Source organism: Mycobacterium sp. (assembly GCF_035314665.1).
Lineage (GTDB): Bacteria > Actinomycetota > Actinomycetes > Mycobacteriales > Mycobacteriaceae > Mycobacterium.
This window is the reverse complement of the sequence record NZ_DATFZD010000089.1, coordinates 1-18657: the sequence shown is the minus strand read 5'-3', so window position 1 is coordinate 18657 and position 18657 is coordinate 1. Positions and strand designations below refer to the sequence as shown.

General features: G+C 64.0%; 16 protein-coding genes. 6 read left to right on the top strand and 10 right to left on the bottom strand.

Translation table 11 applies throughout. The features are described from left to right. Positions 1-32: 32 nt before the first annotated feature. The gene (locus VKI00_RS06580; protein ID WP_324436196.1) at positions 33-575 is read right to left on the bottom strand and encodes a GNAT family N-acetyltransferase; all 543 of its coding nucleotides are present in this window, start codon (positions 573-575) and stop codon (positions 33-35) included. A gap of 709 nt (positions 576-1284) precedes the next feature. Beyond that, complete coding sequence (locus VKI00_RS06575) at positions 1285-1839, bottom strand: helix-turn-helix domain-containing protein (protein WP_324436195.1); 555 nt, start codon at positions 1837-1839, stop codon at positions 1285-1287. A gap of 194 nt (positions 1840-2033) precedes the next feature. On the opposite strand from VKI00_RS06575, the gene VKI00_RS06570 reads away from it, so the two are divergent. Then, positions 2034-3248, top strand: a complete 1215-nt coding sequence (locus VKI00_RS06570) for a cytochrome P450 (protein ID WP_324436194.1) — start codon at positions 2034-2036, stop codon at positions 3246-3248. 8 nt (positions 3249-3256) lie between these two features. On the opposite strand, the gene VKI00_RS06565 is transcribed toward VKI00_RS06570, so the two are convergent. Next, entirely contained in the window at positions 3257-3832 is a 576-nt protein-coding gene (locus tag VKI00_RS06565; protein ID WP_324436211.1) for a TetR/AcrR family transcriptional regulator, read from the bottom strand. Positions 3833-3973: 141 nt separating this feature from the next. On the opposite strand from VKI00_RS06565, the gene VKI00_RS06560 reads away from it, so the two are divergent. From VKI00_RS06560 to VKI00_RS06545, 4 genes are all read left to right on the top strand, one after another. Beyond that, positions 3974-5023, top strand: coding sequence for a Rieske 2Fe-2S domain-containing protein (locus VKI00_RS06560; RefSeq protein WP_324436193.1), 1050 nt, complete (start codon positions 3974-3976; stop codon positions 5021-5023). Beyond that, the gene (locus VKI00_RS06555) at positions 5020-6108 is read left to right on the top strand and encodes a dihydrodipicolinate reductase (RefSeq protein ID WP_324436192.1); all 1089 of its coding nucleotides are present in this window, start codon (positions 5020-5022) and stop codon (positions 6106-6108) included. Before VKI00_RS06560 ends, VKI00_RS06555 begins: the two co-directional genes overlap by 4 nt. Before the next feature lie 184 nt (positions 6109-6292). Further along, positions 6293-8080, top strand: coding sequence for an N-acetylglutaminylglutamine synthetase (gene ngg, locus VKI00_RS06550; RefSeq protein ID WP_324436191.1), 1788 nt, complete (start codon positions 6293-6295; stop codon positions 8078-8080). A 127-nt stretch (positions 8081-8207) separates the two neighbouring features. Next, on the top strand, positions 8208-10385 hold the full coding sequence (locus VKI00_RS06545; RefSeq protein ID WP_324436190.1) for a glutamine synthetase III: 2178 nt from the start codon (positions 8208-8210) through the stop codon (positions 10383-10385). 9 nt (positions 10386-10394) lie between these two features. On the opposite strand, the gene VKI00_RS06540 is transcribed toward VKI00_RS06545, so the two are convergent. Then, positions 10395-10754, bottom strand: a complete 360-nt coding sequence (locus VKI00_RS06540; protein WP_324436189.1) for a tyrosine-type recombinase/integrase — start codon at positions 10752-10754, stop codon at positions 10395-10397. Between the two features lie 62 nt (positions 10755-10816). After that, the gene (locus tag VKI00_RS06535; RefSeq protein WP_324436210.1) at positions 10817-11245 is read right to left on the bottom strand and encodes a cyclic nucleotide-binding domain-containing protein; all 429 of its coding nucleotides are present in this window, start codon (positions 11243-11245) and stop codon (positions 10817-10819) included. A 202-nt stretch (positions 11246-11447) separates the two neighbouring features. Between VKI00_RS06535 and VKI00_RS06530 the strand changes: the two genes are divergently transcribed. Further along, the gene (locus tag VKI00_RS06530; RefSeq protein ID WP_324436188.1) at positions 11448-11786 is read left to right on the top strand and encodes a hypothetical protein; all 339 of its coding nucleotides are present in this window, start codon (positions 11448-11450) and stop codon (positions 11784-11786) included. A gap of 45 nt (positions 11787-11831) precedes the next feature. On the opposite strand, the gene VKI00_RS06525 is transcribed toward VKI00_RS06530, so the two are convergent. From VKI00_RS06525 to VKI00_RS06505, 5 genes are all read right to left on the bottom strand, one after another. Next, on the bottom strand, positions 11832-12437 hold the full coding sequence (locus VKI00_RS06525; protein WP_324436187.1) for a recombinase family protein: 606 nt from the start codon (positions 12435-12437) through the stop codon (positions 11832-11834). 262 nt (positions 12438-12699) lie between these two features. Next, complete coding sequence (locus VKI00_RS06520) at positions 12700-14250, bottom strand: sulfatase-like hydrolase/transferase (RefSeq protein ID WP_324436186.1); 1551 nt, start codon at positions 14248-14250, stop codon at positions 12700-12702. After that, positions 14247-15185, bottom strand: a complete 939-nt coding sequence (locus tag VKI00_RS06515; protein WP_324436185.1) for an alpha/beta hydrolase — start codon at positions 15183-15185, stop codon at positions 14247-14249. Before VKI00_RS06515 ends, VKI00_RS06520 begins: the two co-directional genes overlap by 4 nt. A gap of 482 nt (positions 15186-15667) precedes the next feature. Then, positions 15668-17026, bottom strand: coding sequence for a guanitoxin biosynthesis MBL fold metallo-hydrolase GntH (gntH, locus tag VKI00_RS06510; protein ID WP_324436184.1), 1359 nt, complete (start codon positions 17024-17026; stop codon positions 15668-15670). 384 nt (positions 17027-17410) lie between these two features. After that, the gene (locus tag VKI00_RS06505) at positions 17411-18382 is read right to left on the bottom strand and encodes an aldo/keto reductase (protein WP_324436183.1); all 972 of its coding nucleotides are present in this window, start codon (positions 18380-18382) and stop codon (positions 17411-17413) included. Positions 18383-18657 lie beyond the last annotated feature (275 nt).

Here is an 18657-nt window from a genome sequence, read left to right as displayed (position 1 = left end):
CTTGCTGTGAGGTGTGACCGGCGCCGCGGGCGTCAGGTGATTGCGTCGGGCGGTCGATCGTGGTCGGCTTCGCCGAGCAGATCGAGTTGCATCCACGCGACGTCGTGCCAGCGGTCGTGTTTCCATTCGACGCGCCGGTACAGGCCGGCGTCCTGAAATCCGAAGGAGCGATGGAATCCGTTGCTGGCCTCGTTCGGCTGGGTGATGGCGGCGAAGGCTTGCCGATAGCCACGCTCGGTGAGCCGACGCAGCAGTGGCGTGTAGAGCTCGCGCCCGCCGCCGCTGCGGTGATGGTCGAGGTGCAGATAGATGCCCGTCTCGGTCGTCCACTGGAAGGTCGCCAGCCGCTTCAGCGGCTGCCCGTAGGCGAAGCCGACGATCTGATTCGCGCGTTCCAGGACCAGCCATTCGTGGGTGGCGCGCAGTCCGGCGATACGCGCGGCCATTTCGTCGACGGTCGGGACGTCGATTTCCCAACTGACGGCGGTGTTCTCGACGTACGGGCGGTAAATCGCCACACACGCGGCCGCATCCTGCGGGGACGCCGGACGCACAACGCTGCGAATCGCTTGCATACCAGTAGTCTTCCAGGGTTTCAGGAACCCGGATCGTCAGCGGCAAAGAGCCCGGGGCGGTGTGAGGAGTGGCGGAGCAAATGGGGGTGGGCGTCGTGGCGGTCGCGGCACATTGCGGCGACTTCGCAGGGTATCGGCTCAGCGGGAACAGTCGGCGAGCCGGGCACCAAAAACGCGCCGCCCAACCCCTGGACGACGCGCCCGGTGATCAGCATCGCCGGCGAGGGGTCGTTTGATGGCCGGGCAGGGCCAAGTTGACCACGTTGCTGTCGAGAAAGGCGATCGTCGAAACCAGGATCGCCACTACCAACACCCTGGTCGTCGGTGCGGCGTCGCTTAACTTCACGCCGTGATCATCGCCGGCTTCAGGCGATTGTATTCAACTGCATCTGCGCGCGAGTGGGCACCGCAAACCTCAGTCCGTTACCGGACCGAGGCACGTAAATAGTAAGTGGCGAGTCGGTTTTCGGCTCTACCGGCCGCCGCCGCCACCGAGGCGGCCGCCGCCGCCACCGAGGCGACCGCCGCCGCCACCGACGATGCGGCCTCCGCCGCCGCCGATGAACATTTTCACGGTGCTGGTCTGAGTCATGATCAACAACTTATCGCCGAATCAGGTGCGGCGGCAATCATTTTGAAGGTGAACAACCACCTCCTGTTGCGTGAACGACGGCACCGATTCTGTTTAACGAACGGGGCTGGTTGACCGTCAGTTCTCGTCGCCGTATGGCGGCCCGAGAAAGCGTTCCAACATGGCGCGTTGGGCGGCGGGATCTTTAACCGGCCAGCACCACAGTGCCAGGAAGACGCGGATGAGCCATTGCGCCGCGAGTGGGTCATCGTTCTCCAGGCCCAGCATTTCGGCGGCGAATCCGGTGACGGCGGGTGAGCTGGTGATCCACTCGCTGATCGGAGTCGCGTGCATCGACTGCATCAAGTGGGCCAGCGGATCCGACTGCAGACCTTGTAGGGCGACGACCGTGGCCGTCACTACCCGGTCGGGGCCGCTGAGGTCTTTGATGGCTTGGCGCGCCGTGTCGACGATGCGCTCCGCTTGGATGCCGACGACGGCGTCGCAAATCGCGGCTTTGCCGCCGGCGTGTCGGTAAATCGTCGCGGGCGAGCAGTGCACCTGCGCGGCCAAGCGTTCGATGGTGAAGGTCTCGTATCCCCGGCGGGCAATCAGGTCGGCGGCCGCGGCGTAGATCCGTTCGGCGGCTTCGCTTCGGCGATCCCGTCCCACCAGCCAGTCGTGGCGTGGCATCCCACTGAGCTCCCTCGCTCGCACCCCGCTGAAATACTTCTCTCATGCTGAGAATTTTTGGCTAACTTTTCTCACAGTAAAGCCCAGGTGGCGCCGCGCAGGCAATTCCGTCCGCAATCCGCCCCCGCGGGATAAGCTCCTCAACTTTGCCGTGACCCGTTGACCGCGACCCCTGCGGCATTCAGCCTGAATCCATGACGGTCGTGGATGATCCGACCCAGTTCTTCAGCGCCGCAGCGTTACAGGATCCGTATCCGCTGTATGACCGCATGCGCGCCGAAGCGCCCGTGCACCGCATCGGTGACTCGGTGTTCTACGCCGTATGCGGTTGGAGTGCGGTGCAGGAGGCCGTCGAACGGGTCGATGACTTCTCGTCGAACCTCACCGCGACCATGGTCTTTCACGACGACGGCACGGTCACCCCGTTCGACATGATTCCGGCTGGAGACCTCGCTCACGCGTTGGCCACCGCGGATGATCCAGCACACGCGATACACCGCAAAATCTTGCTGCCGCACCTGTCGGCCAAGCGCGTGCGCATCATCGAAGAGTTCGCCGTCCAGACCGCCGATCGGTTGTGGGAGGACAATCTGCGCGACGGGCAGATCGAGTGGATGAGTGCGATGGCCAACCGGCTGCCCATGATGGTGGTCGCCAGGCTGCTGGGCCTGCCCGACGACGACGTCGACAAACTCATCCGGCTCGGCTACGCCGCCACCACGCTGCTGGACGGGATCGTCACCCCCGACCAACTCCAAGCCGCCGGAATGGCAGCGATGGAACTGTCCGGCTACGTCATGGGACACTTCGAAAACGCAAGCGCCAGCGCGGAACACGGTCTGATCGCCGATATGGCCGAGCGCTACGCGTCGGGTGAGTTGGAGCAGACGCCGGCAATGGGAATAATGATCACACTGTTCAGCGCGGCCGGCGAGTCGACCGCATCGCTTTTGGGCAGTGCGGCGGGGATTCTGGCCGACCATCCCGAGATCCAACGACAAGTTCGTGAGAATCCCGAATTGCTGGGCGTTTTCATCGAAGAGACGTTGCGGTTCGAGTCGCCGTTCCGCGGCCACTATCGGCATGTATGGCGTGACACCACCCTGGGCGGCGTACAGGTGCCCGCCGATTCTCATCTGCTGTTGCTGTGGGGAGCAGCCAACCGCGATCCGGAACACTTCGAGGCGCCAAACGAATTCCGCCTCGATCGCAGCAGCGCGAAAGATCACCTGACGTTCGGCAAGGGCGTGCACTTCTGCGTGGGGGCCGCACTGGCCCGCCTGGAAGCCCGAATCGTGTTGGGCAAGCTGCTCGAGCGCACCAGCTGGATCGACGCCGTCGACGTCGGGGAGTGGCTACCCAGCATCCTGGTCCGCCGTCGGGAGCGTTTGCACCTCGCCGTCCGCTGATGGATCGCTCAACTCGGACGGGATTGCTCGAGATAGGTTGCCAGAGCGTTAGTTAACCCTCGCCGGGCTTCATCGAGGTCGGCGTACGAGCCGAGCTGGCGCTCGGAGACCAGCCCACGCATCGCCCCGGGAATCAGCGTCGCCACTTCGCGGACTCGCTGCGGGTCGACACCAAGACCGGCGAAGGCATTCTGGCAGGTTTCCTGCCAGCTCCTACCCCAGGAGGAAAGTTCGGCAGCAGTGCGCGGATAGAGGCGTTCCAGCTCGCCGTGGTCGCGGGGGAGTGCGGCCCGCAGGTTTTCGATCGCGCGGGAATCATCGGATGCCAGGCCGTCGTAGAGGGTGTCGATGATCGCACCAACCCGCTCACGTAGCGGCGCGTCCGATTCAACGCTGCCAAATGCAGCCATCGTCGCGTCACGGCGCTCTGCGGTGCGGTGCAGCACGGCTGCCCAGAATCCGTCCACGTCGCCGAACTGATACTGCACCGCGCCCCAGGTAGCACCGCTCTCCTTGGCGATTCGCGTCGCCGACACCGCGGCCGGATCGCCCGAGGCCAGCGAGCGCACCGCGGCGTCCAGCATCGTCTGGCGGGTCGCCAGCCCGCGCTTATTGCTGCGACGCTGCTGCACATCCGCGGGAGCCATGCCTGGATGGTAGCCGCTGCAAGATAAATTCATAGTACCCACTATGAATTTATCGCCAGGCGCACTAACATCCGTGACATGGCCAAACCGCCGCTGTCGATGAAGCCGACCGGCTGGTTCCAAGTTGCCTGGTCCGACGAGATCGGCATCGGCGACGTGCACACGATGAAGTATTTCGACCAGGAGATGGTCGCGTGGCGGGCCGTGTCCGGTCAGCTCACCGTGATGAACGCTTACTGCGAACACCTCGGCGCACACCTCGGGTTCGGCGGCAAAGTCGTTGGCGAGGTGTTGCAGTGCCCGTTTCATGGATGGCAGTGGAGCCAGCAGGGGCGCAATGTGTGCATCCCCTACCAGGACCGCCCCAATCGGGGTCGGCGGATCCGCACCTATCCGGTCGTCGAGCGCAACGACTCGGTCTACATCTGGCACGACGTCGAGGGTCGTCAGCCGTACTTCGACGCGCCGGATGTGTTCGCAGCATTCAATGACGGCAGCAGCGCCGACGACTACTACCCGCAGCAGCGGATGTATCGGGAACGTCTGGAAATGCATCCGCAGTACGTGCTCGAAAACGGTGTGGACTTTGCCCATTTCAAGCACGTGCACAACACCCCGATCGTGCCGATCTTCACCCGCCACGATTTCGACGAGCCGGTGTCCTTTGTCGACTTCACCATCACCTTCGAAGGTGACGACAACCAGAAGATCGAGGACATCGACAGTCGCGTGGAGGCCATCAACGGTGGTTTGGGCATCGCGGTGACCAAGAGTTGGGGCATGGTCGACAACCGCACTATCTCCGCGATCACCCCAGTCGACGAGTCCACCTCCGACGTCCGGTTCATGGTGTACATCGGCCGAATGCCAGGCAAGGACCCGGCCCGAGCCGAGCGCAAGGCGCAGGAGTTCGGGCAGGAAGTGATCCGGCAGTTCGAACAGGACGTCCATATCTGGGGGCACCAGCGCTACTCGGATCCACCCGCGCTGGCCACCGCCGAATACCAGGGGTTCACCGCAATTCGCAAGTGGGCCAAGCAGTTCTATCCCGATGGCATTGGTGGCAGCACCGCCGACAGCATTGGTGGTAACACCGCCGCCGCATCCCAGAAAGGCTCAGCCGAATGAACGCACCCGCGACGCCGATTCGCATCTTCCAAGTCGGAAGCGGAAATGTCGGTTCGGAAATGATCAGGCGGATCGCGGCGCGGCCCGATCTCGAACTCATTGGCGTGCATGCCTATTCGCCGGAGAAGGTCGGCAAAGATGCCGGAGAGTTCGCCGGTGCGGGGTCCAACGGGGTGAAGTTTACCGGGACCATCGACGAGATCATCGCGGCCAAGCCGGACGTCCTCACTTTCCACGGCGTGTTCCCCGACGAGGACCTGTACGTCAAAGTGCTCGAGGCGGGAATCAACATCGTCACCACCGCGGACTGGATCACCGGGTGGCATCGCGACAAGAATCACCCGCATCCGTCGGGCAAGCCGGTGACCCAGCTGCTGGCCGAGGCGTGCGAAAAGGGCGGCGCCACGTTTTACGGCACCGGAATGAACCCGGGGCTGAATCAGATTCTGGGCGTGGTGTGTTCGGCCGATGTCGCCGAAATCGAGAACGTCACCACCATCGAGTCGGTGGATGTGTCGTGTCATCATTCCAAGGACACCTGGATCGAGGTCGGGTACGGCCTGCCGGTGGATGATCCGGAAATCCCGGCAAAGCTTGAGAAGTACACCCGCGTGTTCGCCGACAGCGTGCTGATGATGGCCGACTGCTTCGATGTGGCGCTCGACGAGGTGAAGTTCAGCTATGAGCTGGGCGCCTGCACCAAGGACGTCGACCTGGGCTGGTACACGCTGCCGAAGGGTTCGCTCGGCGGCAACTACATCAAATATCAGGGCATGGTGGACGGCGTGCCGCGGGTCGAGACGCATCTGGAGTGGCAGATGACCCCGCACACCGATCCGAGCTGGAACATCAAAGGCTGCTACATCACCCAAATCACCGGTGACCCGTGCGTCTACAACAAGCACATGATCTTCCCCAAGCCCGGCGTGGACCTGTCCAATCCGGAGAACTTTGCCTCCATCGGCATGACCGTGACCGGCATGCCCGCGCTCAGCGCGATTAAATCGGTGGTGACGGCGCGGCCAGGACTCATCACCAGCGCCGACCTGCCGCTGCGTGGGTTCGCGGGTCGTTTCAAGCGCTAGCCCTCGACACCTGCCCAGCGCCTGGCGGTCGCCGGTAGTGCGCGGATATTCCGGCAGTGCCAGACTGGAGGGGCTCGAATACGACAGGGAAGCTGATAGACGAACTGTTGAGTTGGGTAGACGACATGGCTATGACGTGGGAATGGCCGTGGCCGCAGCGCCACGGCCAGGCGAGACCGGCCGCATGACCGCCATCGATCCGTCAGAGGACCATCCCGAGGCCATCACGCTTGGCCTGCACGACGCGTCCCCGCCGCACATGGTGGACGCGATGGCCAAAGATGTCGAGCTCGAATTGGGTTGGGGCAAATTAATTTTCGGCCAGACCTTCGCCGACGCCGCCACGCTGACCGAGGCGCTGCGACGAGAAGTGGCCGGGCGCCGCGATATCTGTATTTACGCGCGCGAGTCTCACGTGGTGGTCGCCGGAGCCCCGACCGAGCTTTTCATCGATCCCAGCCACACCTATCGGCTGCGTTTCACCGATGACGAAATCCAGGAAAGCCTGGTTCCGCCACCGATCGGTGTGACCGTGCGCACGCTGAACGACCCGGCCGACGCCGACGCCATGAACCGCGTGTTTGTGCGCTGCGGAATGGTCCCGTCACCGGTCGAGACGATCTGGGACAACCACCTGCATGCCGACTCGGTGACCTATCTGCTTGCGGTGCGCGACGACGACAATGCGGTGGTCGGCACGGTGACCGGTGTCGATCATGAGGTGCTGTTCAGCGACCCGGAGCACGGGTCCAGCCTGTGGACCCTGGCGGTCGACCCAGCGGCCGCACTGCCCGGCATTGGAGTGGCCCTGACCCGGGCATTGGCGCAACACTTCCACGATCTGGGGCGCGCCTACATGGACCTTTCCGTCGCGCACGACAACGCCGCGGCCATCGGCCTCTACGAAAAGCTGGGCTTCCGCCGTGTTCCGGTGCTGGCGATCAAGCGCAAGAACGCGATCAACGAGCCGCTGTTCGCCCCGCCTCCGGAGACGGTCGACGACCTCAATCCTTACGCGCGGATCATCGCCGACGAGGCGATGCGCCGCGGCATCTGGGTCGAGGTTCTCGACGCCGGGGCCGGTGAGATGCGCCTGAGCCACGGTGGCCGCAGCGTGATCACCCGTGAATCGTTGTCCGAGTTCACCTCCGCGATCGCGATGTGCCGGTGCGACGACAAACGCTTGACCCGGCGCCTGGTCTCCGAGGCCGGCATCCATGTGCCGCGCGCCCGCTTGGCGACCATGGACCATGACGACTTTGCGTTCCTCAAAGAAGTCGGGGAGGTCGTCGTCAAACCAACCCGCGGTGAGCAGGGCAAGGGCATCACCGTGGGCGTTGTCGCGGACCACGGTCCCGACGAGCTCGCCGCCGCCGTGGCACGCGCGCGCGAGCAACATCCGGAAGTACTGATTGAGCAGCGGGTCGCGGGCAGCGACCTGCGGTTGGTGGTGATCGACGGTCGGGTGGTGGCCGCCGCGCTCCGGCTGCCGCCGGAGATCATCGGCACCGGTGAGCACACCGTGCGGGACTTGATCGCGGCCGAAAGCCGGCGCCGCTCGGCGGCCACCGGTGGTGAGTCACGCATCCCACTCGACGAGGTCACCGCGGCGACGGTCGCCGAAGCCGGCTGGCTGCTGGAAGATGTCTTACCCCGGGGAACTCGGCTGCGTGTTCGCCACACGGCCAACCTGCACCAGGGCGGCACGATTCACGATGTCACCCCTGAGGTGAATCAAGAACTCTGCGAGGTCGCGGTGGCTGCTGCCGACGCGATCGGGATCCGCGTGACCGGCATCGACCTGCTGGTGCCGGACGTCGCCGGCTCGGAATACGCCTTCATCGAAGCAAACGAGCGACCGGGCTTGGCCAATCACGAACCACAGCCCACGGCTGCGGCGTTCATCGACTATCTGTTCCCCAACCATCCCGGCCAGCCGCCGGCGTGGACGCCCGAGGAATCGCGACCGTAGACCGACAAAACTTCGCCGCCATCAGAGTTTGACAACTGTGTAACATTTCCGCCATCGAGTTTCCTTATTGTCGGCGCAGCAAACCACCGACAATCCGATGCAATGCATCGCAGCGATAGGAACTCCATTGAGCGGCAACACAGTGCGCCTGCAGGCAATCACCAACGTCGAGGCGTATGTGCCGCCAGCGATCAGTTTCGACCCCGGCGAGGAACCCGGCGAGATCTTCGGATCGAGTGTCTTCACCAAGGCGGAGATGCAGGCACGGCTGCCGAAGTCGGTGTACAAGTCCGTGGTGGCGACGATCGAAAAGGGCGTAAAGCTCGACCCCGCGGTCGCCGACACCGTCGCCGTCGCGATGAAGGACTGGGCGCTGGAGAAGGGCGCGACCCACTACGCGCACGTGTTCTACCCAATGACCGGCCTGACCGCCGAGAAGCACGACAGCTTCCTAGAGCCCGTCGGTGACGGCGCTACGCTCGCCGAATTCGCAGGTAAGACCCTGATCCAGGGTGAGCCCGACGCCTCCAGCTTCCCGTCGGGTGGGCTGCGGAGCACCTTCGAAGCGCGCGGCTACACCGGCTGGGATGTCACCAGCCCTGCCTACATCCTGGAAAACCCGAACGGCAACACGCTGTGCATTCCGACGGTGTTCGTCTCGATGACCGGTGAGGCGCTGGACTACAAGACGCCGTTGCTGCGCAGCCAGCAGGCGATGGGTGCGCATGCCGAGCGCATCCTGAAGATGTTCGGCCACAAGGACTTGAACCACGTCGTCTCGTTCTGCGGCCCGGAGCAGGAGTACTTCCTGGTCGATCGGCACTTCTTCCTCGCGCGCCCGGACCTCGTCAACGCGGGTCGCACCCTGTTCGGCGCCAAGCCGCCCAAGGGCCAGGAGTTCGACGACCACTACTTCGGCGCGATCCCCGAGCGTGTCCTCGGCTTCATGATGGACACCGAGCGGGAGCTATTCAAGCTCGGCATTCCCGCCAAGACCCGGCACAACGAGGTGGCCCCCGGCCAGTTCGAGATCGCGCCGATGTTCGAGCGGGCCAACATCGCCTCCGACCACCAACAGCTGCTGATGACGATCTTCAAGACGATCGCCAAGAAGCACGGCATGGAGTGCCTGTTCCACGAGAAGCCGTTCGCCGGCGTCAACGGATCGGGCAAGCACGTCAACTTCTCGTTGGGCAACTCCGAGCTCGGCTCGCTGCTGGTCCCGGGCGACACCCCGCACGAGAACGCCCAGTTCCTGGTGTTCTGCGCCGCGGTGATCCGCGCCGTGCACAAGTTCGCCGGCCTGCTGCGGGTTTCGGTTGCGTCGGCCACCAACGACCACCGGCTGGGTGCCAACGAGGCGCCGCCTGCGATCATCTCGATCTTCCTCGGCGAACAGCTCGCCGACGTGTTCGACCAGATCGCCAAGGGCGCGGCAACCTCGTCAAAGGGCAAGGGCACCATGATCATTGGTGTCGACACGCTGCCGGCGCTGCCGACCGACCCGGGCGACCGCAACCGCACCAGCCCATTCGCGTTCACCGGCAACCGGTTTGAATTCCGGGCGCCGGGCTCTGGGCAGACGGTCGCCGTGCCGTTGATCGTTCTCAACACGATCATGGCGGACTCGCTCGACTACATGGCCACGGTTTTGGAGAAGGCCGTTGCAGATGGGGCGGACTTCGACAAGGCGGTACAGAAGCTGCTCACCGAGGTCATCACCGAACACGGCGACGTGGTGTACAACGGCGACGGCTACTCGGAAAAGTGGCAGATCGAGGCCGCCGAGCGGGGCTTGCCGAATCTCAAGACCAGCCTGGACGCCATTCCCGAGCTGATCAAGCCGGAAACGGTCGAACTGTTCGGGAAATACGGGGTTTTCAGCGAACGCGAGCTGCACAGCCGCTACGAGGTGCGCCTGGAGCAGTACGCGCTGACCATCGGCGTGGAGGCCAAGCTGGCGACGGAGGTCGGCGCGACGATAATCCTGCCGGCCGCTCTTCGTTACCAGACCGAGCTCGCGCAGAATGTCGCCGCGTTGAAGGCCGCAGGCGTGGCAGCGAGCACCGCTGCGCTGGAAGCGGTTTCGGCACCAATCGCCGATCTCGAGGCGGGTTTGGCCAAGCTGAAGGCGGCGCTCTCGGATCACTCGGCGGAGTCGGCGCTTGATGAGGCCAAGCATGCCCAGGCAGAGTTGTTGCCGGCGATGGCGGCGGTTCGGGCAGCCGCCGACACACTCGAAGGCATCGTGGCCGACGATCTGTGGCCGCTGCCCACCTATCAGGAGATGCTCTACATCCTCTGAACCACGAGGTCACCAGGCACTTAACTGCTGCTGGGTCCGCACCTGGTCCGCAGTAAGTGCCTCGGTGAGCATCTGGGCCGCAGCGTTGCGGGTCCGGTCCTCAGCCCTCGGCCATAGGTGGCTGTACGTATTGAGGGTGAGCGATGCAGCGCCGTGACCCATCGCCCGCTGCACGGTCACCACGTCACACCCGGCGGCAATCAACCCACTGGCGTAGTAGTGACGCAGATCGTGCAGCCGGAAATCCGCCCCGGCCTTGTCGCGGGTGATCCGCCACAGGTACCCGGCTGAGTTCTGGTGTAGCGGGTCGTCGCCGTCGCCGGGGAACATCCACCGGTCAGGATCATCACCGGGGACGTGCAGGCGCATAGGGCGCTAAACAGTCGCGGAGAAGGTTTAATCAGGTCGCCATTAGCGGCACGTCTTGCGCGTTAAGTGGACGTATCGACAGTCGGCGCGTGTCGCGCGGCAGTCACGTCCATAGTTTCACGCAGCGCGGGTACCTCGTCGAGCAAGCTGGCGAGATCATCGCGCTCGATACGCAGCACCTCGGCCGCCCCGGTCGTCGTTACGGTCGCAGAACGCAGTTTGCCAGGGCGGAGCACAGATTCGCCGATCACCTCGCCCGGCCCCACCACGGCAATGCGGTCCTGGCCGACGTACACTCCTACCTCCCCGCTGAGCAGGATGTAGCAGGCGTCTGACGGAGTCTGCTCATGAATCAGCGGCCACGGCACGGACGTCGAAGTGTGATGTGCTGCTCGGACGAGACGCTCCAGCTCATCATCCGAAAACTTGTCGAATGCGATGAACTCGCGTAGCCGACGGGCGTCTTCCCCATGTGTTCCATCCAACTTCATAGTGGGCTCCCGATGCGCGATGTGCGTCCAGGTGACCATGGCTGCCTCCTTGCGTTTCCTGCGATGCTCTTGCGAAGCTACGGCTGTCGCCTAAGGGCCCTCACGAGTAGTCGACTACTTGTTTTTCCGTGCTGCGCCTACGCGCGGCGCGTCAGCCCTGGCGGAGTTTCTGGCACGACTTGAGGCCGAACACGGCGACCCGGTGGCCGCATTCGATCACCTCACTCTGGCAATCCGCAACTACCACGACTCGGGCAACACCACGTCGATGCGTAGCCCGCTGGCCGTCCTCGCATCGCTGTTGAACCGGCTCGGACGCCACGAACAGCAGCCACCATCGCTGGGTGCGTGTTCGGTCCCCTCATTACAGCGTGGATGCCTGATTTCAACACCGCGATCACCCACCTCCGCGATGTCCTGGGCGACCAGACCTACGAATCGCTCGCCCGCAAAGGGCGAGACGATGACCACCGCCGCCATGGTGACCTACGCATACGACCAAATCGACCAGGCCCGAACAGAACTCGAATACGTCAGTTGAGTTGCGCGAGTCGCGTGTCCAACGCGAGAGCGGCGCAGCATGTTCTCAATCGCCTTCAGCAGTCTGTTCGGCTAAGACTCGGTACACCGTCGCCCGGCTCACGCCGAGAGTGTGGGCAATCGTGCTCGCAGACTCGCCGTTAGCGTGCATCCGCTGCGCCAGAACGGCTTTCTTCACATCGAGCGCCTTGGGTCGTCCGATGTGCTGGCCGCGTGCCCTACGCGCTTCCCTTGCAGATGCCCGGCGCTCACGGCCTAACTCCAGCTCCAACTCAGCCAGACTCGCAAGTACGCCTGGAATCATCCGACCCGTTGCGTTCGTCGTGTCGATGCCTTCTCGCAGTGAGCGAAGCACGATTCCGCGCTCGCCCAGATCGCGGATCGTGGTCATCACCTCAGCGGCATTGCGCCCCAGGCGGTCAATTCCAACGACGACGATGGCGTCTCCGGGGCGGGCGTAGTCCAGAAGCGCCGCAAGACCGGTCCGCTGTTCCCGCGTGGATGCTCCCGATAGCTTGTCGCTATAGACGCGGTTCGGCTCGACACCCGCTGCGGTGAGCGCGTCGAGCTGTTGGTCCAAGGACTGGTGGCCGGTGCTGACGCGGGCGTATCCGAGCTGAACGCTTGCGGTGGTGGCTGCGGTGGGAGACATGGCTCGAGACTGTCTCAAAAGTCGCACAATGTCAATATATGAGACAACCATTTTGAGGCAACTTCTGAGACAGAATGACTTGGGACTTTACACGCCGCACAAACCCTTGGCATTGATGTCTCAGACCTAAAGATTTGAGACTGGCTGGCATGGGAGTATCGCTGCGGCTGGCCCAGGCGATTAGGCCGAGGCGTCATCGCGACCACCTTGACTCTCACTGAACTGATCCGATGGTCGTTGCACGCCTGTGCCACTGACTCTCTTACCCCGAATCGTGCCCGAAGCCGGTGTCCGGCGGCTGGGGATTCTGGTGCGAATTGACGAGCGTGGTGACGTACTGGGTGATCACGCCGAGTTGGATGTGTTCCTCGGCGTGCACGTCGCCCGGTTTGGGTGGGCTGTAGGGGTCGGGGGTGCCGGGCTTGATCGGCGGCTCGATAGCGAGCGTCTGCAGAAACGCGCTGACGGCCACGGCCATCGGGTGCGCGGCCCAGGCGTGCGGGAAATCAACCTCGTGCTCCTCACGGGGATCCCACTCGAGGTTGTGCAGACGGGGCATATTGTAGGGCGTCCAGGTGGACACCATGGCGTCTTGTTCGAACAGGTGGGCCTTCCACTGCCGCCATTTCACCGCTTGCAGGCGGTTGCCCTGAAAACACAGCACGGTGTCCCGCCCGGACTGCTCGGCGTCACCGAGCAGGAAGTCGCGCATGTCCATGCCGTCGATCTGGCGGTCGTCGGGGATCGTGGCCCCGGCGGCGAGCAGCAAGGTGGTGAAGGTGTCCACCAGGTGCACCAGTTCATTGCTGACCTTGCCCGGCGGCACATGGCGGGGCCAGCGTACTAGGCACGGAGCGCGTTGGGAGCCCTCCAGCGAGGTGAAGTAGCCGCCGCGCCACGGACCGGAGAACCCCGACCAGGCACCACCGAGCGGGTCGGGGTCCATCGCCGGTGCCCGGAAGTTGGGGTCCGCACCGTTGTCGGAGGTCCACACCACGATCGTGTCCTCTGACAGCCCGAGTTCCTCCAGTGCGTCGAGGATGCGACCGGTGAAGTCATCGAGCTGGGTCAGCAGATCGGCCATGTTGCCGCGTCTGGTCTTCCCGGCGTACTCGGGATCAGGGACCGGCGGGATGTGGACCTGGGTGTAGGGCAGAAAGGCGTAGAACGGCTTGTCCTGCTCTTTGCAGCGGGTCATGAAGTCGATCGCCCAGTCGGTGATCTTGCGGTCGAATCCCGCCCGGAACTCGGCGTCATAGGTCGCAATCACTTCGGGCGCTTCACCTTTGCGGCGCGAATAGATCGACTCATATTCCAGCGGGATCTGCACGTCCCCGGCGTAGGGCGCTGATGTCACTGGCCCGTTGGGGAAGTAGGACTGCATCGTCCAGAGCACCTCGTCGGCGGTGCGCGGGGACCACACCGCCTCGTCGAAGCCGAAGTCCACCGGGCTACGGTGCTCCGGGTCGCTGCCCAGATGCCATTTGCCCCACATCCCCGTCGCATACCCGGCGTCGGAAAGTGCTTGCGCGATCGTCACTTCCCAGCGCGTCAGCCCATCCGGCCAACCGGTGAACGGCACTGTCTGAGTACCCGAACGCAGGGGGTGCCGCCCGGTCAGCACCGCCGATCGACTCGGCGTGCACTGTGCCTCCACATTGAAGTTCAACAACCGCAGCCCCTCGGCCGCCAGAGCGTCGATGCGCGGCGTCGCCGCACCGCGCAACACCCCACCGCCGTAACACCCGACCTCGCCCCAGGCCAGGTTGTCCCACAGGACAAAGACGACGTTCGGCTGCGTGGCGTCGGTCATGGCGTTCCAAGGTACGCGGCCAGGAACTGCTCGATGAAGTACATCGCTGTCGGGTTGAAGTCGGTGAACATGTCGAAGCCGTGGTAAGCGCCGCGAACCGGCGCATACACGTAGGGCACGTCGTTGTGTGCCAACGTCCGCGCCAGCTTCTGCGCTTGGGTGATGGGCACGATGGTGTCGATCGTGCCGCCAAGGATCAGCGTCGCCGGAGCACCCTCGTGGACATGGGCGATCGGCGATGCCCGCTCATAGAGTTCGGGAGCATCGGGGTAGCCGGTGCCGAGGAACAGCTCCATGTAGTACTGGTAGTTCACTGCAGGGTCGGTCAGGTCGGTCCACCCATATAAGGACACGACGGCCTTCACCGCCGGAACCCCGATGTAGCCGAGAAACTGCGCCAAATGGCCGCCAGCGGAGGCACCCAACACGGCGATCCGATCGGCGTCGATGTTGTGCTGCTCGCTGTTGTCCCTCAGCCAATTGATCGCAGCGCGGCAATCGTCCACGGCTGCGGGGTACGGTGCCTCCTCGGACAGCCGATAATCCACCGTGGCGGTCGCGTATCCGAGCCGGGCCAGCGCGACTCCGTAGAACTCCATGTCCTGGCGTGTGCCCGCCATCCAGCAACCGCCGTGGATCAACACCACCACGGGAACGCGCTCGATGGCATTGCCCGGAGTGAACAGGTCGAGCTCGAGGTTCCTGTCCCCAACAGCGCAGAACACCAGCCCGCGATGCACGCTCACGTCGACAGGTACGTCAGGCGCAAGATTCACCGGATGAATCGTTCCACGGGCCAGCGCCTCAAGAAACCCCATGAACTGACCGAAACCAGGTGCCGGCTGAGGTGCATTGTCGAGAATCCGCTGGCCCGCAACGGTATTCGAGTCCGGCACGAACAGCCGCGCCTGCAGCGCGTCCGCGTTGTCACCCATCAACCAGCTCCAGGCCGTCATGGACCTCGGTCACTTCAGCACACCAGATAACCCAATCATCGAAGAGTGTCTTGTTGACTGCGGCAACACAAGCTTCGCAATCAAACCACCTACCGACTCTTTGTGCCGCTGGTTCACCAGGCCGTCCGAACGCCAGTGTCACGACGTTTCTGCCAGGCGGTCAGGGCACCCGCACGGCCGTACGCAGACGGGTACCAGCCAACGATCCGTCTCAGCCGCTGTGCCAGTTGTGCCACGCGCCCTGATGCGGCACAGCGAGGCCTTACCCCAATTCTTACCCCAATTAGCTCGCCGCGCCCATCAGTGTCAACGAATAAACCTGCAGGTCAACGGGTGCCAGCGGGTACCCAAACATGCAGCGCCGCTATCTGGGGGTCAAGTGGTCGCAGGTTCAAATCCTGTCAGCCCGACGCAGGTCAGGAGCTATTTCGGTAGCTCGCGACGAGTCGGCGGTCAGCTCGTCAACGTGCTTCTTGTATGCCTGCCGGTGCCGCCAGGCTGTGCCGCCAGGCGGCACCCATCCCGGCGAGCATCTGTGGTGGCATGGCCTCTACCGGAATGACGAGGTCCTCGTCGGCGGGCCAATCCGACAGTAGCTGCGGATGGTAGCCCTCGGGATAGTAGTCGGCGGGCGGCACTTCCTGCTCCCGAACGAACGGCTCCTGGATGTCGACGCGCTTGTTCGTGGGCGCGGGCACCACAAGCTGGCCGGTGTCGAAGTCGAACTGGGGTGCCCGGATGTTCGGGTAGTCGGGTAGGACGCCTTCGCGGACCCAGATGTCGTCCTTGGTCACATTGACGACAACCCCGTCGGGTGCGCCGAAGTGAAACGGCCCCTTCCAATGGTGGCGGATCTCGACCGTGGTTTCCTCATTCAGGTACGGATCAAAGGGCATGTGGGTGGTCATGAACAATCGCGGATTGGCCCGCTTGGCCAGATAGCCAGCCGCGTAGGCGGGGGTGTGGTGGGTGTCGATGGTGTAGCGGCCCAAAAATGGCGGCACGCCTTGCACACCGGAGCTGATCGCGCACATCTCGGCTTGTGTCTCGGTGATGTAAACGTCGGCCCCGGAGGCATAGTCGGCGTCCAGAAGTGATGGGCGACCGTCACCGGTCCAGACCATAGACAGCCCGTTCCAGTCGAGCCGATAGGCCGACGCGCCGTCCTTGGCGTGCGAACGCTGCCAGTGGATAACTCGGACCCCGTTCTCGTCGTAGACGATGCCGCCGTTGTCGCGGAAGTCGAACTCCGTCACCTCAATATCGTGGCCTTGGCCTACCGGGAAGACCGCGAACGCATCCCGATGCCAGGCCAGCATCTGCTTCATTCCCTCGACCATGTGCGCGATGCCGAACTCGGGCGTGCGGCCCGACGGGCCGAACACCCGCAGCGGCTTATGCCAGCGGCCAGCCCAGCCGCCGAACATGTAAAGGTAAGGCAGCGCACCGAAGTGGTCGATGTGCAGGTGGGTGATGAAGATCTTGTCGAGCTGGTTCATCGCCAGACCGGCGGCGTTGTAGTTGGCGATCGACCCCTCGCCGAGGTCGAACACGAAGTTGTCGCCATTACCCAGCTCGACGAAGATCGAGGTGTTCATCTGCCCCGGACGAATCATGGGTGCCGTGCCCATGAACGTGATCCGCATCTCGTCGGGACCCACCTCCTCAGTGCGTGGGAACCAGTTCGCCGCGCTCGCCAAACCCGAGGTCGGGTTGATGCCCTCGAACAGCAACCCTTCTTTCCACCGCCCCAACGGGACGCCCTCGGTCAAGGCCCGCTGGAGAATCTCGGGGGGACTCGGCTCACGTTGATCAGGCATCGGTTCCCCTTCGTTGGGTGAATCCGGCATCAGCCAGCGTGGACCGGCCTCGGCGACCCACTGCCAACCGCCGCTGCTAGTATGCGCCCGCCCCATCAGGTGCGGCTATTTCAAATCCCGCCTTCGCCACACAGTGCGCCGTCATGGCAGCACCGCGAACGCCACCCTGGAGTGTTGACCGGGGTGGCGTTTGTCATATCCGGGTTGGCTGAGCCGACCTGAGGCCTGGCCGCTCGGTCCGCAGCCGGTCCGCAGTTTGCGCCGGTTGGCGGTTGTTGGCGCATCGCGATCTGTGCTGGTGGAAGCAATTTTGCCCGGTATGACCCCGCACGGTCCAACCTGGCAAACGACCAGTGCGAGGTTGCTCTACATCCTCTGAACCACTCAGCGCCGGCCGAGCTTCTCCCGAACCGTGTCGGTGAGGGATTGCCTCGTCGACACCGGCCGGAAGTTGCAGGCCGCTGCGGTCAGCGCGTCGCGTGAGTCCGCGCTGAGCTCGATATCGGCGGCGGCGACGTTGAACTCGAGTTGCTCGACACTCGACGCTCCGGGAATGGCGACCACGTTGGGCAGGCTGAGCAACCAGGCCAGCGCGACCTGAGCGGGCTTGGCATCAACCTGCGCGGCGACGTCGCGCAACGTCTGCAGCAGCGGCTCGATCCGGCGCAGGTTCTCGGTGCCGAAAAGTGAGTTGATGGCGCGCACGCCACCGGGCCGGTTGTTGACCCCGTACTTGCCGCCCAAGAGTCCTTGCGCCAATGGGCTGTAGGCGATTACGACGCGGTTCTCCCGCTCGGCGAACGGCACGAGGTTTTCGAGCGCGCGGGGGTGGGCGAGCGAGAAATGCACCTGGTTGCTGATGACAGGTCGGCCGAGCGCGGAATCGGCCTTCTGCCAACGAGATAACGAATAGTTCGAGACGCCGGCCGCGCCGATGGCGCCACTGTCGAGCAGGTCGCGCATACCAGGCATGATCACCGAGTCGGGAACTACCGGGTTGGGCTGGTGGATCTGGTAGAGCGGGATACGGTCCAGTTGCAGCCGTCGCGCACTGGCGCGTTCGCGCTGTTTGACGACGGCAGGGAAGGGCGCGATCGGGAAGACCTTGCTGGCCACCGCCACCTCGCTGCGCTCGTCGCCGAGCGCCTCACCCAGGATCCGTTCGCTTTTACCCAGCCCGTAGACCTCGGCGGTATCGAACAGCGTGACACCCAAGGCGCGGGCGCGATGCACGATGTCTCGGGCGGGTCCCGAGGCGTAGCTGTCCCCGTAGCCCCACTCGCGCGACCCGAACTGCCAAGTGCCCAGGCCGATCCGGCTGACTTGTCCGATGCCGTCAACGTCGAGATACTTCATCCCGCTCACGGTAGTGAGCAGAAGCTACTTCGGCTAGGAGTCTGCTGAATTAGGGGTGCTTTGGGGCGGGGTGCCTCGTGGCGCTCGTTGGCGCTGATTTGAAGTCAGACCCTGAGGTCGACAGAAGAGGTCACCCCGCCGTTGTGAGGGTGACAGGACGGTGGCGTATCGCGCAAGCCCTTGGGCTTCATGGTGATCAGGCGATGGCCCAGCTCGTACCTGTGTGATGCAAGCCCAAGGTGAGTAGGCGTCGTAGGTTCAGCGCTACGGCGCGA